General features: G+C 53.6%; 13 protein-coding genes and 2 tRNA genes. All 15 read right to left on the reverse strand.

Annotated elements, in window-relative coordinates:
* Nucleotides 1-5: 5 nt before the first annotated feature.
* Nucleotides 6-62 carry a protein YrbN gene (gene yrbN, locus SB719_RS13005; RefSeq protein WP_100229640.1) on the reverse strand — a complete coding sequence of 19 codons (57 nt, stop codon included), beginning with the start codon at nucleotides 60-62 and terminating at the stop codon, nucleotides 6-8.
* Nucleotides 63-167: 105 nt separating this feature from the next.
* The gene (gene nlpI, locus SB719_RS13010) at nucleotides 168-1052 is read right to left on the reverse strand and encodes a lipoprotein NlpI (protein ID WP_065650266.1); all 885 of its coding nucleotides are present in this window, start codon (nucleotides 1050-1052) and stop codon (nucleotides 168-170) included.
* Between the two features lie 185 nt (nucleotides 1053-1237).
* Complete coding sequence (gene pnp, locus SB719_RS13015; protein ID WP_304236305.1) at nucleotides 1238-3370, reverse strand: polyribonucleotide nucleotidyltransferase; 2133 nt, start codon at nucleotides 3368-3370, stop codon at nucleotides 1238-1240.
* Between the two features lie 307 nt (nucleotides 3371-3677).
* On the reverse strand, nucleotides 3678-3947 hold the full coding sequence (gene rpsO, locus SB719_RS13020; protein WP_010615981.1) for a 30S ribosomal protein S15: 270 nt from the start codon (nucleotides 3945-3947) through the stop codon (nucleotides 3678-3680).
* A 134-nt stretch (nucleotides 3948-4081) separates the two neighbouring features.
* Nucleotides 4082-5026 carry a tRNA pseudouridine(55) synthase TruB gene (gene truB / locus SB719_RS13025; RefSeq protein WP_065650268.1) on the reverse strand — a complete coding sequence of 315 codons (945 nt, stop codon included), beginning with the start codon at nucleotides 5024-5026 and terminating at the stop codon, nucleotides 4082-4084.
* A complete protein-coding gene (gene rbfA / locus SB719_RS13030; RefSeq protein ID WP_039382283.1) occupies nucleotides 5026-5433 on the reverse strand; it encodes a 30S ribosome-binding factor RbfA in 408 nt (135 codons plus the stop codon). The genes truB and rbfA overlap by 1 nt, the downstream gene beginning before the upstream one ends.
* A gap of 66 nt (nucleotides 5434-5499) precedes the next feature.
* Complete coding sequence (gene infB / locus SB719_RS13035) at nucleotides 5500-8196, reverse strand: translation initiation factor IF-2 (RefSeq protein ID WP_065650269.1); 2697 nt, start codon at nucleotides 8194-8196, stop codon at nucleotides 5500-5502.
* A gap of 17 nt (nucleotides 8197-8213) precedes the next feature.
* The gene (nusA, locus tag SB719_RS13040; protein WP_065650270.1) at nucleotides 8214-9701 is read right to left on the reverse strand and encodes a transcription termination factor NusA; all 1488 of its coding nucleotides are present in this window, start codon (nucleotides 9699-9701) and stop codon (nucleotides 8214-8216) included.
* A gap of 24 nt (nucleotides 9702-9725) precedes the next feature.
* A complete protein-coding gene (gene rimP / locus SB719_RS13045) occupies nucleotides 9726-10178 on the reverse strand; it encodes a ribosome maturation factor RimP (protein ID WP_065650271.1) in 453 nt (150 codons plus the stop codon).
* Between the two features lie 213 nt (nucleotides 10179-10391).
* Nucleotides 10392-10468: transfer RNA gene (locus tag SB719_RS13050), tRNA-Met, on the reverse strand.
* Nucleotides 10469-10527: 59 nt separating this feature from the next.
* Nucleotides 10528-10614, reverse strand: a tRNA-Leu gene (locus SB719_RS13055).
* Between the two features lie 53 nt (nucleotides 10615-10667).
* Entirely contained in the window at nucleotides 10668-11003 is a 336-nt protein-coding gene (gene secG, locus SB719_RS13060) for a preprotein translocase subunit SecG (protein ID WP_039382274.1), read from the reverse strand.
* A 216-nt stretch (nucleotides 11004-11219) separates the two neighbouring features.
* Nucleotides 11220-12554 carry a phosphoglucosamine mutase gene (glmM, locus tag SB719_RS13065; RefSeq protein WP_304236274.1) on the reverse strand — a complete coding sequence of 445 codons (1335 nt, stop codon included), beginning with the start codon at nucleotides 12552-12554 and terminating at the stop codon, nucleotides 11220-11222.
* A gap of 5 nt (nucleotides 12555-12559) precedes the next feature.
* Complete coding sequence (gene folP, locus SB719_RS13070) at nucleotides 12560-13393, reverse strand: dihydropteroate synthase (RefSeq protein WP_412159289.1); 834 nt, start codon at nucleotides 13391-13393, stop codon at nucleotides 12560-12562.
* Between the two features lie 82 nt (nucleotides 13394-13475).
* On the reverse strand, nucleotides 13476-15404 hold the full coding sequence (ftsH, locus tag SB719_RS13075; protein ID WP_065650274.1) for an ATP-dependent zinc metalloprotease FtsH: 1929 nt from the start codon (nucleotides 15402-15404) through the stop codon (nucleotides 13476-13478).
* Between the last annotated feature and the right edge of the window lie 153 nt (nucleotides 15405-15557).

The raw sequence follows: 15557 nt of genomic DNA on the forward strand, positions 1-15557 counted from the left end.
GCCTCTTAGATTGCGGCGGCCAGTCTACATAACTCGTCGTGAAAATTTTCAGTCATTTTCATCAAAAAGTGTGAACCGGCTCAAATTAGAAGTTTTGACGAACAGAAAAGCCCTCACCTCTTAAGGTGATGACTTTACAGGTACAACAGGCAATAAAAGTTCGTCAGCTATTGCTGGTCAGATTCTGATAAATCGTCTTGTGTCTGGCCGAGTTGCGCCAGTTCCAACAATGCGTATCGGTGTTCAACAAAGTTGTTAACGTTGTTAGACACCGCCAGTTTGAACAACGCTTTCGCGTCGTCCTTCTCCCCCAGACTTAGGTAGTACTTACCTAAATAGAAGTTGGTTTCACTGAGATGTTCAGCGAGCGAGGTGTTATCCGTTGCGTCCGCCTTGAGACGTTCCATCAATGTTTTTTCACTGATGTCGCCCAGGTAGAACTCGACAATATTCCATCCCCATTGGTCCTTAGCCGCTTTGTCATAACGCTGTTTCAGCGCTACTTTAGCCTGGTCTTTATCCATCTCGCGTTCAGTGAGATAGAGCCAGAGGCTGCGGAACGGATCGTTAGGATCGTCTTGATAAAACGCCAGCAGATCATCTTGCGCTAACCTGTATCGACCACCGTAGTAGAGAGCGATACCGCGGTTCAAATGCGCATAATTGTAAGTTGGATCAAGCTCAAGTACAGAATCAAACGCTTCGTAGGCGGCATCAAAGTTGCCAGCCTGCGTTAAGTATATACCAAGATAGTTAAACACTTCTGGCATATCTGGTCTTATAGACAGCGCTTGCGAGAAATCGTTCCGCGCCAGTGCCCTCAGACCCAAACTATCATACAACACTCCGCGCTCATATAACAGCTGTGCGCGTTCATCGTCGGTCAGGGCCCGACTGGCAAGAATTTGTTCCATTCGCGCCAGAATGACCTCTTGCTGCAGTGTGGGCTGCAAAGGTACTGCCAGAACTTCGTTCTTACGCCAATTGGAGTTGCTGCATCCTGCCAGCGAAATAGCTGTCGCAACAATACACCAGCGCAAAAAAGGCTTCATTTCCCACTCCCGATACAAACATTGGGATAACCATCCTGTCATCCGCCTGCTATGCACAAGGGTTCCCGCCCTCGCGATGATACCCCGGCGGTGTCAACTTATCGGCACAGCCGCCGAAATCTGACGCTACCAGGGTATACAAACACCCCTTCCCGCCAGGCAGGAAGGGGCTAATCAGGACACGCTTATTCGGCGTCAGAAGCGTCCACAGCAGCAACGGCGTCTGCCGGCTTCTGCTCAGTGGCTTCTTTGATGCTCAGACGTACACGGCCCTGACGATCAACTTCCATCACTTTAACCGGTACTTCCTGACCCATCTGCAGATAGTCAGTCACTTTCTCTACGCGCTTGTCGGCAATCTGAGAAATATGAACCAGACCTTCTTTACCGCCACCGATAGCCACAAACGCACCGAAATCAACGATACGGGTCACTTTACCGGAGTAGATGCGGCCTACTTCGATTTCAGCGGTGATCTCTTCGATACGACGAATCGCTTCTTTCGCTTTCTGACCGTCGGTCGCAGCGATTTTTACGGTGCCGTCATCTTCGATTTCGATGGTAGTGCCGGTTTCTTCGGTCAGCGCACGGATCACCGAGCCGCCTTTACCAATCACATCTTTGATCTTGTCAGAGCTGATTTTGATGGTGTAAATACGCGGTGCGAATTCAGAGATTTCCTGACGCGGCGTGCTGATAGCCTGTTCCATAACGCTCAGGATATGCAGACGCGCACCTTTAGCCTGGTTCAGCGCAACCTGCATGATTTCGCGGGTAATGCCTTCAATTTTGATGTCCATCTGCAGCGCAGTAATACCATCACGGCTACCGGCTACTTTGAAGTCCATATCGCCGAGGTGATCTTCATCGCCCAGGATGTCAGACAGCACGACAAACTTCTCATCTTCTTTCACCAGACCCATAGCAATACCGGCAACGGCTGCTTTGATCGGGACACCTGCATCCATCAGGGCCAGAGAAGCACCGCACACGGAAGCCATAGAAGAAGAACCGTTCGACTCAGTGATTTCTGATACAACACGTACGGTGTACGGGAACTCTTCCTGCTTAGGCATCACTGCCAGCACGCCGCGCTTCGCCAGACGACCGTGACCAATTTCACGACGCTTCGGTGAGCCAACCATGCCGGTTTCGCCCACGGAGTATGGAGGGAAGTTGTAGTGGAACAGGAAGCTGTCGGTACGCTCGCCCATCAGCTCATCCAGGTTCTGCGCATCACGTGCGGTACCCAGTGTGGCAGCAACCAGCGCCTGCGTTTCACCACGGGTGAACAGTGCAGAGCCGTGCGTGCGCGGCAGTACGCCGGTACGGACGTCCAGACCGCGGATCATATCTTTCTCGCGACCATCGATACGCGGTTCACCGCTCAGAATGCGGGTACGAACCACGTTCTTTTCCAGGCTATGCACGATATCGCCGATTTCTGCATCATCCAGCGCAGCATCTTCAGCCAGCAGCGCAGCAACCGTTTCATCTTTGATCACGCCAACCTGCGCGTAACGCTCCTGCTTGTCGGTGATGCGGTAAGCATCAGCGATGCGCGCTTCAGCCAGTGCCGCAACGCGTGCAATCAGCGCATCGTTAGTCGCTTCTGGTTTCCAGTCCCAGCGCGGTTTGCCCGCTTCGGCAACCAGTGCGTTGATGTTTTCGATAACAACCTGCTGCTGGTCGTGGCCAAATACCACAGCGCCCAGCATCTGCTCTTCAGTCAGAATATCTGCTTCAGATTCAACCATCAGTACCGCATTCTGGGTACCGGCAACCACCAGGTCCAGACGTGACTGTTTGATCTCATCTGCGGTCGGGTTCAGGACATACTGGTCGTTGATGTAACCAACGCGAGCAGAACCGATTGGGCCGTTGAACGGAATACCTGACAGTGACAGCGCAGCGGAAGCGCCAATCATTGCAACGATGTCCGGGTTAACCTGAGGGTTAACAGAAACCACAGTCGCGATAACCTGCACTTCGTTAACGAAGCCTTCCGGGAACAGCGGACGCACCGGGCGGTCAATCAGACGCGCAATCAGAGTTTCGCCTTCGCTTGGACGGCCTTCACGGCGGAAGAAGCTGCCCGGGATACGACCAGCAGCGTAGGTACGCTCCTGATAGTTAACGGTCAGCGGGAAAAAGTCCTGGCCTGGTTTCGCTTTCTTCTGGCCAACCACGGTAACAAATACCGCGGTGTCGTCCATGCTTACCATCACTGCTGCGGTAGCCTGACGTGCCATCATGCCGGTTTCCAGCGTGACAGTATGCTGACCATATTGGAATTTGCGTACGATCGGATTCAGCAAAATTAACATCCTTAAATTCAGGGCAGAGCCATTGCGGCCCGCCAGTAGTAACCGATCTTTGTCGCATCCTCGCGACTAATGACAACCCTCAACCGCCCCTGCGGCAAAGCCTCTCATTAGCCGCGCGAACCTCTGCAAACAAAGATCACACTCAGCAACAATACATGACTTTGGTCTGGATTGCTGCGGATTGCTCGTAAAAAGGGGCCTTAAAGGCCCCCTTTTCGCGAAACTCGCACAAATCTGATCGTCAGATGCGTTTTTTTGCATAATGCATGTAATACATCCTTGATCAGATTCTTCAGACTTAGCGACGCAGACCCAGGCTTTCGATCAGGCTGGTGTAGCGAGCAACGTCTTTACGCTTCAGGTAGTCCAGCAGCTTACGACGCTGAGATACCATGCGCAGCAGACCGCGACGGCTGTGGTGGTCTTTCTTGTGCTCAGAGAAGTGACCCTGCAGGTGGTTAATCTGAGCAGTCAGCAGAGCAACCTGAACTTCAGTTGAACCGCTGTCATTAGCGCCACGACCATATTTAGCAACGATCTCTGCTTTAGCTTCTACGCTTAGAGACATAATAAACTCCAGTAAAAAAATGAATGTATGGGTGCCGATCTCTAATTCAGCAGCCCGCTTTTAAAGCCGAACTATTCTACTCTGCGCCCGCAGGCAACGCAAATGCGCTGTTGCAGCGAAGCTGAGCAGCGCGGTCAGCCAGGAAACTCCACCACCAGACGGCGGGGCGCGACCCGTCCATCGGCGGCTATTTCAGCCATGCCGATAAATTTTTGTGTTTCGCCTTCCGTTACCCGTACCAGTCCTGTTGCCGGCGCGTTTGCAGCCTGAACGGGCATACCCTGCTTAAAGCAGGCGGCAACGGCTACAGGCAGATTGACTACCGGAAAGTCTTCTGCCGGGCTGTCCATAGGCAACAGCAGCGCATCAAGTGCACTGTAGTCAGGCGTTTCAGCCGCTGTCGCGTCTGCTGCCACCGCCTGCAGCTGCTCCAGCGTCATCATTCGTGCAATCGGGTAGCGTGCGACCTGCAGGCGACGCAGCATAATGACATGCGCACCACAGCCCAGCTTCTCGCCCAAATCGTCGATGATGGTACGAATATAGGTACCTTTGGAGACGTGGATCTCCAGCTCCAGCTCATCACCTTCCCAGCGAATAAACTGCAGCTCAAATACGGTAATTGGCCGGGCTTCACGCGGTACGGTTACGCCTTCGCGCGCATACTCATACAGTTTACGCCCCTGATATTTCAGGGCCGAAAACATGGTCGGCACCTGCATCGTATCACCGCGAAAACTCTCCAGCGCTGCATCCAGCTCAGGCTGGCTGAAGGTCACCGGACGCGTTTCCACAATGTTGCCATCTGCGTCGGAGGTATCCGTACGCTCGCCCAGCCGGGCGATAACGCGATAGCGCTTATCAGAGTCGAGCAGATATTGCGAAAACTTAGTGGCTTCGCCCAGGCAAACCGGCAGCATGCCGGTGGCAAGCGGGTCCAGCGCACCGGTATGACCCGCTTTGTTGGCATTAAACAGGCGCTTAACTTTTTGCAGCACATCGTTAGACGACGCGCCCTGATGCTTATCGAGCAGGAATACACCGTGTACGTCGCGGCCGCGACGACGAGGACGACTCATCAGTCCTCCTTGTCATCTTCCGCCGGGGTTTCACCGCGCCGCTCTGCATCGTTTCTGATCACGTTAGAGACCAGATTCGACATGCGCATCCCTTCAATCAGTGAATTGTCATAGAAGAAGGTCAGCTCCGGCACGATGCGCAGACGCATCGCCTTGCCCAGCAGAATGCGGATATAGCCTGACGCCTCTTTCAGCGCTTTCAGACCATTTTTTACCGCTTCCTCATCCTGATCGTTCAGGAAGGTCACAAATACTTTGGCATAGGCCAGATCGCGCGACACTTCAACGCCAGAGACCGTCACCATCATGCCCAGACGCGGATCTTTGATTTCGCGCTGCAGAATAATCGCGATCTCTTTTTGCAGCTCCTGAGAAACCCGCTGCGGGCGACCAAATTCTTTCGCCATAATGATATCTCCCAAATAATTCGGGAGGCCAGTGGCCTCCCAAATTGCAGTACATCGATAATAGAATTATGCGATGGTGCGTTTAATTTCAATGATTTCGAACACTTCGATCATATCGCCAACGCGAACGTCGTTGTAGTTCTTCACACCGATACCACACTCCATGCCGTTACGCACTTCGTTGACATCATCTTTGAAGCGACGCAGGGATTCCAGCTCGCCTTCATAGATAACCACGTTGTCACGCAGAACACGGATTGGGTTGTGACGCTTGATGTTGCCTTCGGTAACCATACAGCCCGCGATCGCGCCAAATTTCGGTGATTTAAACACATCACGTACTTCGGCCAGACCGATGATCTGCTGTTTGAATTCCGGCGCCAGCATACCGCTCATCGCAGCTTTCACTTCGTCAATCAGATTATAGATGACAGAGTAGTAACGCAGGTCGACGTTTTCAGAATCAATCACGCGACGCGCAGATGCGTCAGCACGGACGTTAAAGCCGAGGATAATTGCGTTGGAAGCAGCCGCCAGCGTAGCGTCGGTTTCGGTGATACCGCCCACGCCAGAACCGATAATCTTCACCTTCACTTCGTCGGTGGAGAGTTTCAGCAGCGAGTCGGAGATCGCTTCTACCGAACCCTGTACGTCAGACTTCAGTACGATGTTCAGCTCGGAGACTTCGCCTTCAGTCATGTTCGCAAACATGTTTTCCAGCTTGGACTTCTGCTGACGCGCCAGTTTCACTTCACGGAATTTGCCCTGACGATAGAGTGCGACTTCACGCGCTTTCTTCTCGTCACGCACCACGGTCGCTTCATCACCCGCTGCCGGCACGCCAGACAGACCGAGGATTTCGACCGGAATGGATGGGCCTGCTTCCTGTACTTCACGTCCCAGCTCATCACGCATCGCACGTACACGGCCATACTCGAAGCCGCACAGAACGATATCGCCCTTGTTCAGCGTACCTTCGCGTACCAGCACGGTAGCAACCGGACCACGACCTTTGTCGAGGAAGGATTCGATAACTACGCCGCTCGCCATACCTTCACGAATTGCGGTCAGCTCCAGCACTTCCGCCTGCAGCAGAATGGCGTTCAGCAGATCGTCGATACCGGTACCTGCTTTCGCAGAAACGTTAACGAACATGTTTTCGCCGCCCCACTCTTCCGGAATGATTCCGTACTGAGTCAGCTCATTCTTCACGCGATCCGGATCGGCTTCTGGCTTATCACACTTGTTCACGGCAACCACAACCGGGACGCCGGCCGCTTTTGCGTGTTGAATCGCTTCGACGGTCTGTGGCATCACGCCGTCGTCCGCTGCAACGACCAGGATAACGATATCCGTTGCCTGCGCACCACGAGCACGCATAGCGGTAAACGCGGCGTGTCCCGGGGTATCCAGGAAGGTGACCATGCCGTTTTCAGTTTCAACGTGATAGGCACCAATGTGCTGGGTGATACCACCCGCTTCGCCAGAGGCGACTTTCGTTGAGCGGATGTAATCCAGCAGGGAGGTTTTACCGTGGTCAACGTGACCCATGATGGTCACGACTGGCGCACGGCTTTCCTGCGCTGCATCGGTATCACGATCGTCCATTACCGCTTCTTCCAGCTCGTTCTCGCGGCGCAGGATCACTTTATGACCCATCTCTTCCGCGACCAGCTGTGCAGTTTCCTGGTCGATAACCTGGTTGATAGTCGCCATCGCGCCCATCTTCATCATCGCTTTGATGACCAGTGAACCTTTCACTGCCATCTTGTTCGCCAGTTCAGCTACGGTGATGGTTTCGCCGATAATCACGTCGCGGTTAACGGCCTGAGCGGGCTTGTTAAAGCCCTGCTGCAGCGCGCTAGGTTTGCGATGCTTACCGCCTTTACCGCCGCGAACCTGCGCACGCGCTTCTTCACGGTCGGTTTTGGCTTCTGAATGCTTGTTGCCTTTTTTCGCAGGACGCGTGGCTTTAGCGGTGGTACGTGCACGTGCACGGCCCGCTTCAACCTGACGATCGTTTTCGTCTTCTGCCTGACGGGCATGAGTTGAAGTTGTGACGTGGTAGTCACCTTTATCTTCTTCCTCAGGTTTGTCCCACTCAGCGCCTTTCTCTTCTGCCAGGCGGCGCGCTTCTTCTGCTACGCGGCGTGCACTCTCTTCAAGCTTACGGCGAGCTTCTTCTTCGGCTTTACGCTTCAGTTCAGCCGCTTCAGCTTCGCGACGGGCTTTATCAGACTGCGTAGCCTTGGTCACTTCATCGGTAGGTTGGTTTGTCACTTTATCTTTTTCCGCTGCTTCACGCTTGGCCTTGTCAGCGGCTTCGCGCCTGGCTTTATCTTCGGCTTCACGTTGCGCTTTTAATTCAGCCTCGCGACGGGCTTGTTCTTCCGCCTCGCGACGCGCCTGCTCTTCCGCTACGCGCTGTGCCTCGGCTTCCGCTTCTGCCTGAGCCTGCTGCTCAGCTTCTGCATCACCCTTCACGTATGTGCGCTTTTTGCGAACTTCAATTTGCACCGATTTACTTTTACCCCCGGTGCCCGGAATATTCAAGGTGCTGCGCGTTTTGCGCTGCAACGTCAGTTTACCTGAACTGGTTTGACCGTGCTCACGGTTCAGGTGGGACAGTAATGTCTCTTTCTCTTGCTGGGACACCGCGTCGTTTTCAGACTTAGGGATCCCCGCATCAGCAAATTGCTGTACCAGGCGATCGACCGGAGTCTGAATTTCGGCGGCCAGCGATTTTACGGTTACATCTGTCATGCTGTTCCTTCCTGTTATTACGCGTCATCGCCGAACCAGCAGATATTACGTGCAGCCATAATCAGCGCACCGGCCTTCTCATCATCCAGCCCTTCAATATCTGTCAGATCGTCAACACCTTGCTCAGCGAGATCTTCCAGCGTGCAAACGCCTTTTGACGCCAGGCGATAGGCCAGCGCACGATCCAGGCCTTCAAGATTCAGCAAGTCCTCAGCGGGCTCCTGATTACCAAGGCTTTCTTCTTTCGCTAATGCCAGGGTGGTTAACGCATTTTTGGCTCGTTCACGCAGGGCTTCAATGGTCTCTTCGTCGAGGCCGTCAATTTCCAGCAGCTCGTTCATTGGCACATAGGCCAGTTCTTCCAGCGAAGAGAAGCCCTCTTCCACCAGTATGGTGGCGAACTCTTCGTCGATGTCGAGATGTTTCGTGAACATATCGATTGCTGCATGGGCTTCAGCCTGATGCTTCGCCTGCAGATCGTCGACGGTCATCACGTTCAGCTCCCAGCCGCTCAGCTGGGAAGCCAGACGCACGTTTTGGCCATTACGGCCGATCGCCTGAGCCAGATTACCGGCCTCAACAGCGATATCCATGGTGTGATTATCTTCATCCACCACGATCGACGCCACATCGGCAGGCGCCATGGCGTTAATTACAAACTGTGCCGGGTTATCATCCCACAGCACGATATCGATACGCTCGCCGCCCAGCTCACTGGAAACAGCCTGTACGCGCGCGCCGCGCATACCGACGCAGGCACCTACCGGATCGATACGCTTATCGTTGGTTTTTACCGCGATTTTAGCGCGTGAACCCGGATCGCGGGCGGCTGCTTTAATCTCGATAACTTCTTCGCCAATTTCCGGTACCTCAATGCGGAACAGTTCGATCAGCATCTCAGGTTTGGAGCGGGTAACAAACAGCTGAGCACCGCGCGCTTCAGGACGCACAGCATACAGCACGCCGCGAATACGGTCGCCCGGACGGAAGTTCTCACGTGGCAGCATATCTTCGCGGACGATTACCGCTTCGGCGTTGCTGCCCAGATCCAGCGTGATGTTGTCGCGATTCACTTTCTTCACCTGACCGGTGATGATGTCGCCTTCCTGCTCGCGGAACTGATCCACAACCATCGCGCGTTCAGCTTCACGTACTTTCTGAACGATAACCTGCTTCGCAGTCTGTGTGGTGATACGGTCAAAGGTGACAGATTCAATCTGATCTTCAACGTAATCGCCCAGATTGAGCGCTTCATCTTCGAAGCGAGCCGCGTCCAGCGTAATTTCACGCGTAGGCTGAGTAACTTCGTCAACGATTACCCAACGACGGAACGTATCGAAATCGCCGCTGCGACGGTCAATACTGACGCGCACGTCGATCTCCTGCTCATACTTCTTTTTGGTCGCAGTGGCCAAAGCGCTTTCCAGCGCTTCGAAGATTTTCTCACGCGGCAGAGCTTTTTCATTAGAAACGGCTTCTACTACAGCTAAGATTTCTTTATTCATCCTGGTTAGCCTCAATCCGGACTTTTAAAAGTGGGGGACCAGGTTCGCTTTCTGAATGTTGCTCAGCGCGAACACTTCATCGTTACCCTCGACGGTCACTGTGATCATCTCGCCTTCCACCGACTTGATGATGCCCTGCCATTTGCGACGATTCTGTACCGCCATCCGCAGGACCAGGCTGACTTCCTCACCCGCAAAGCGCGCGTAGTGTGCTGCGGTGAAAAGTGGACGATCGAGACCCGGCGAGGAAACTTCAAGGTTGTAAGCCACCGTAATTGGATCTTCCACATCCATTACAGCGCTCACCTGGTGGCTAACATCGGCGCAATCATCAACATTGATACCCTCTTCGCTATCAATATAGATGCGCAAGGTTGATGTGCGACCACGAACGAATTCAATACCGACCAGTTCGTAGCCAAGCGCTTCTACCGGAGCAGAGATCAACTCTGTCAATTTTTGCTCTAATGTGGACAAGCCCACCCCCAAGACATAAAAAAAGGGCCTAAAGCCCAGTGTTACGATTTCCTGATAACAAAAAACCCCGAAAAATCGGGGCTTTTTATGACTGGACCCTGTATGCCGCAGTGCGGCTTCGGCGCACAATCCAGAAGAATTTTTTTCAAAAACTCACTGATAGTGCGTCCGTCGATGCATACAGTATATTTGAAAAAGAACTCTAAGGGAAAGTGGTTGCGGGGGCCGGATTTGAACCGACGACCTTCGGGTTATGAGCCCGACGAGCTACCAGGCTGCTCCACCCCGCGTCCGAAAACGTGGCGAATATTACGCCGATCTTGCGAAAATAGCAAGTTTTACTGAGAATTGGTACCGAGGACGGGACTTGAACCCGTAAGCCCTTTCGAGCACTACCACCTCAAGGTAGCGTGTCTACCAATTTCACCACCTCGGTACTGCACTGACTGCGACGATAGTATGGTCGCTTAAGCGTTGACGATTTACTGCTTACTGCGGGATATCATTGCCCGGGGTTGCCGGTTTAGCTGGCTGAGTCTGCTGTTCAGACTGAGCTGGCGCAGTGAGGTTTTCCCACTCGCTTCCTTTGGAAGTCTTGTTGCTGTTCAGGTTACCCAGAATCAGACTGATAATGAAGAACAGCGAAGCCAGTATCGCGGTCATACGTGTCATAAAGTTACCTGACCCGTTTGAACCAAACAGCGTACCGGAAGCGCCTGCACCGAATGAGGCTCCCATATCAGCGCCTTTGCCTTGCTGCAGCATGATCAGACCAACCAGGCCAATCGCCACAATAAGGAAAACAACTAACAGAGCTTCGTACATAATCAACCTGTTTCCTTGCGCGTAACCGCACAGTTAAAGCTTCAACCAATACAGACGGGTAGTCTCGTCATTACCCATCAGAAGCGGGTGTGAATACTAACCAAAGGCGCCTGGCTCTGCAAGTGCAATTTTAGCCATAAAATTTAATTGCAGAAAAAAGCGCCAGCATGATGATTTACCAGGCGAAAAGGCGACAGACCTGCCGCCTGGCTGGCTTTAAGCCGCTTTTACCGCTGCGGCAATATTATGCGCCAGCGCGGTGACCTGCGCCTCATCTTCGCCTTCTACCATCACACGGATCAGCGGCTCTGTGCCTGATTTACGCAGCAGTACCCGCCCGCGTCCAGCCAGCGCGCGCTCCGCTTCGGCAGCTGCGGCTTTGACGCTTTCACTCTCCAGCGGATCGTGGCTGCCGGTAAAGCGCACGTTAACCAGAATTTGCGGCAGCATTTTCATGCCGCTGCACAGATCGTGCAGGCTCATGTGGTTACGTACTATCGCAGTAAGCACTTGCAAACTTGCTACAATGCCGTCGCCGGTACTGATTTTATCCAGCAGAATGACGTGCCCGGAGTTCTCAGCCCCCATGCGCCAGCCTTTTTCCTGCATCTTTTCCAGTACATAGCGATCGCCTACTTTAGCACGGGTAAACGGAATACCCAGCTGCTTCAGCGCCAGCTCCAGACCCATGTTACTCATCAGCGTTCCGACCACGCCACCGCGCAGCTGCCCCTGACGCAGTGCTTCGCGCGCAATGATGTAGAGGATCTGGTCACCATCCACTTTCTGACCCAGATGATCCACCATCATGATGCGATCGCCGTCCCCGTCATAGGCAAGACCAAGATCGGCCTGCTCTTCCAAAACCCGCTGCTGCAGCTGACGCAGGTCAGTTGCTCCGCATGCCTTGTTGATGTTCATGCCATCGGGCTGCACGCCAATTGCTATTACCTGTGCCCCCAGCTCACGCAGCACGTTAGGAGCGATGTGATAGGTGGCACCATTTGCGCAATCCACCACGATTTTCAGGCCGTTCAGGCTCAGTTCACCGGGGAACGTGCCTTTGCAGAACTCAATATAGCGACCCGCGGCATCAACAATGCGGCTGGCACGCCCCAGTTCGGCAGACTCCACGCAGGTCAGGGGCTTTTCCAGCTCACGCTCAATCGCTTCTTCCACATCATCCGGCAGCTTGGTGCCCTCAGCGGAGAAGAATTTGATGCCGTTATCGTCAAACGGATTGTGAGAGGCGGAAATAACGATCCCTGCTTCTGCGCGGAACGTTCGGGTCAGGTAGGCGATTGCCGGGGTTGGCATCGGTCCGGTAAACGCTGCAGAGAGACCGGCGGCTGCCAGCCCGGCTTCCAGCGCCGACTCCAGCATATAGCCAGAAATACGCGTGTCTTTACCGATTAATACCTTTCTGGAACCTGAACGCGCCAGCACTTTGCCTGCTGCAAAACCCAGCTTCAGTACAAAATCGGGCGTAATCGGCGCTTCGCCTACTTTGCCTCGGATGCCATCTGTACCAAAATATTTACGCTCACTCATGCCTGTTATCCTTTTGCTCTCTGGGTCGCTTCCACGATGCGCATCGCTTCAACCGTCTCTTTCACATCATGCACGCGAATAATCTGCGCGCCCTGCATCGCAGCAATCACTGCGCAGCTCAGGCTGCCGGTAAGTCGCTGTGCCGGGCCGACATTAAGCAGCTGGCCAATCATCGATTTACGCGACATTCCCACCAGCAGCGGTAAGCCGTAATGGTGAAAATGGCTCAGGTGGGCCAGCAGCTCATAATTGTGGCTGAGATTCTTACCGAAACCAAAGCCCGGGTCGAGTAACAGTTGCGCTTTTTTAATACCTGCCGCTTCACAACGCGCAATTTGGGCAGCGAAGTAAGCGTCCACTTCGCTGATGACATTTTTATATGTGGGGGTCTGCTGCATGGTACGGGGTTCACCCTGCATATGCATCAGGCAAACCGGTAAACCGGTCTTTGCCGCCGCATCAAGCGCCCCTGGCGCCGAAAGCGAGCGAATATCATTGATGATGTGAGCACCCGCTTTCGCGGCTTCACGGATTACCTCAGGCTTGGAAGTGTCAACGGAGATCCAGACCTCAAACCGCTGCGCAATGGCCTCCACGACCGGAATAACCCGCTCCAGTTCCTCTTCAACGCTGACCTCCTCCGCTCCGGGCCGGGTCGACTCACCACCGACATCAATGATGGTTGCGCCGGCGTTCACCATCTCATTGGTGTGCGTCAGCGCGTTTACCAGAGAGTTATGTGCACCGCCATCAGAAAAGGAGTCGGGGGTCACATTCAGAATACCCATTACGTGGGGGAAGGAGAGATCGAGAAAGGCATCACGTGCGTGGAGTTTCATGGCAGGTCTTGTCCTGAAGTGGTCAAATGTTAAATGTAAAAAACCCCGGACTGGCCGGGGTTTTTGCTGAGGTGATGGCCTCTTATTTATTGAACTGCTCAGACATGGTGTTACCCGGGTTCGGCGTACGCGGTTCATCAACCGGACGTGGCGCCTTTGGCGTACCGTTACTGTCAGAGTTGCTGCTGCCGGGATCTTCCCAGCCCGCTGGTGGTCGCACATCGCGGCGCGCCATCAGGTCATCAATCTGCGGAGCATCAATGGTTTCATACTTCATCAGCGCATCTTTCATCGCATGAAGAATATCCATGTTCTCACCCAGAATACGACGTGCACGCTGGTAGTTACTGTCGATCAGGTGTTTAACTTCCTGATCAATAATGCGCGCAGTCTCATCTGACATATGCTTGGCTTTCGCTACGGAACGGCCAAGGAACACTTCACCTTCTTCTTCCGCATAAAGCAACGGACCCAGCTTCTCTGAGAAGCCCCACTGCGTCACCATGTTGCGTGCCAGATTGGTCGCCACTTTGATGTCGTTAGAGGCACCGGTAGAGACATGCTCAGCACCGTAGATGATCTCTTCTGCCAGACGACCGCCATAAAGCGTGGAAATCTGACTTTCCAGCTTCTGACGACTGGCGCTGATAGCATCACCTTCCGGCAGGAAGAACGTCACACCCAGCGCGCGACCGCGCGGAATGATCGTTACTTTATGGACCGGATCGTGTTCTGGCACCAGACGACCAATGATCGCATGCCCGGCTTCATGGTAAGCCGTTGACTCTTTCTGCGCTTCCGTCATCACCATGGAGCGGCGCTCTGCACCCATCATGATTTTATCTTTGGCTTTCTCAAACTCAACCATCGACACCACACGCTTGTTACCGCGGGCAGCAAAAAGTGCAGCTTCGTTGACCAGGTTTGCCAAATCGGCGCCTGAGAAGCCCGGCGTTCCGCGTGCGATAATACCGGCATCAATATCCGTTGCCAGCGGCACACGGCGCATATGCACTTTCAGAATCTGTTCACGACCGCGCACATCCGGCAGGCCAACCACAACCTGACGGTCGAAACGGCCTGGACGCAGCAGCGCCGGATCCAGTACGTCCGGACGGTTTGTGGCAGCAATAACGATAATGCCTTCATTACCTTCAAAACCATCCATCTCAACCAGCATCTGGTTCAGCGTCTGCTCGCGCTCATCGTGACCACCGCCCAAACCGGCACCACGCTGACGTCCTACTGCATCGATCTCATCGATAAAGATGATGCACGGCGCCGCTTTTTTCGCCTGTTCGAACATGTCACGCACACGAGATGCACCGACACCAACAAACATTTCTACGAAGTCTGAACCGGAAATGGTAAAGAAAGGAACTTTTGCTTCACCGGCAATCGCTTTAGCCAGCAGCGTTTTACCTGTACCCGGCGGGCCCACCATCAGGACGCCTTTCGGGATTTTACCGCCCAGCTTCTGGAAGCGGCTTGGTTCACGCAGATACTCTACCAGCTCACCCACCTCTTCTTTCGCTTCATCGCAACCAGCGACATCGGCAAAGGTGGTTTTGATCTGGTCTTCCGTCAGCATGCGGGCTTTGCTTTTGCCGAAGGACATCGCGCCCTTTCCGCCGCCGCCCTGCATCTGACGCATAAAGAAGATCCATACGCCAATCAGCAGCAGCATCGGGAACCAGGAAATGAAGATAGAAGCCAGCAGGCTTGGCTCTTCAGGTGGTTCACCCACTACTTTGACGTTTTTGGTCAGCAGGTTATCGAGTAACTTGGGATCGTTGACAGGAATGTAGGTGGTATATTTATTACTGTCTTTTTTGGTTACGTTAATTTCACGCCCGTTAATACGTGCCTCGCGGACCTGATCCTGGTTCACTTCCGACAGGAAGGTTGAATAATCAACCCTACGGCCATTCGACTCGCTGGGCCCAAAGCTCTGGAATACTGACATCAGCACGACCGCGATGACTAACCAGAGAATCAGGTTTTTCGCCATGTCACTCAAGGGATTAACCTCATATTACAACGGTGTTAACAGACAGCGTAGGGTACTATATATCCTTCATACCTGGAATCGCAGCATGGATGAATTTACTGGTTTATCCTGAAACTCAGAATCAGGCCGGGATAAACGCAGTATTCAGCTTGC

Source organism: Pantoea sp. SIMBA_079 (genome assembly GCF_046940275.1).
GTDB lineage: Bacteria > Pseudomonadota > Gammaproteobacteria > Enterobacterales > Enterobacteriaceae > Pantoea > Pantoea borealis.

Bases quoted from the DNA above. Each gene is read 5' to 3' on its own strand.
- nlpI (WP_065650266.1), bottom strand. From the start codon at position 1,052: ATGAAGCCTTTTTTGCGCTGGTGTATTGTTGCGACAGCTATTTCGCTG.
- rpsO (WP_010615981.1), bottom strand. From the start codon at position 3,947: ATGTCTCTAAGCGTAGAAGCTAAAGCAGAGATCGTTGCTAAATATGGT.
- truB (WP_065650268.1), bottom strand. From the start codon at position 5,026: ATGAGTCGTCCTCGTCGTCGCGGCCGCGACGTACACGGTGTATTCCTG.
- rbfA (WP_039382283.1), bottom strand. From the start codon at position 5,433: ATGGCGAAAGAATTTGGTCGCCCGCAGCGGGTTTCTCAGGAGCTGCAA.
- infB (WP_065650269.1), bottom strand. From the start codon at position 8,196: ATGACAGATGTAACCGTAAAATCGCTGGCCGCCGAAATTCAGACTCCG.
- nusA (WP_065650270.1), bottom strand. From the start codon at position 9,701: ATGAATAAAGAAATCTTAGCTGTAGTAGAAGCCGTTTCTAATGAAAAA.
- secG (WP_039382274.1), bottom strand. From the start codon at position 11,003: ATGTACGAAGCTCTGTTAGTTGTTTTCCTTATTGTGGCGATTGGCCTG.
- glmM (WP_304236274.1), bottom strand. From the start codon at position 12,554: ATGAGTGAGCGTAAATATTTTGGTACAGATGGCATCCGAGGCAAAGTA.
- folP (WP_412159289.1), bottom strand. From the start codon at position 13,393: ATGAAACTCCACGCACGTGATGCCTTTCTCGATCTCTCCTTCCCCCAC.
- ftsH (WP_065650274.1), bottom strand. From the start codon at position 15,404: ATGGCGAAAAACCTGATTCTCTGGTTAGTCATCGCGGTCGTGCTGATG.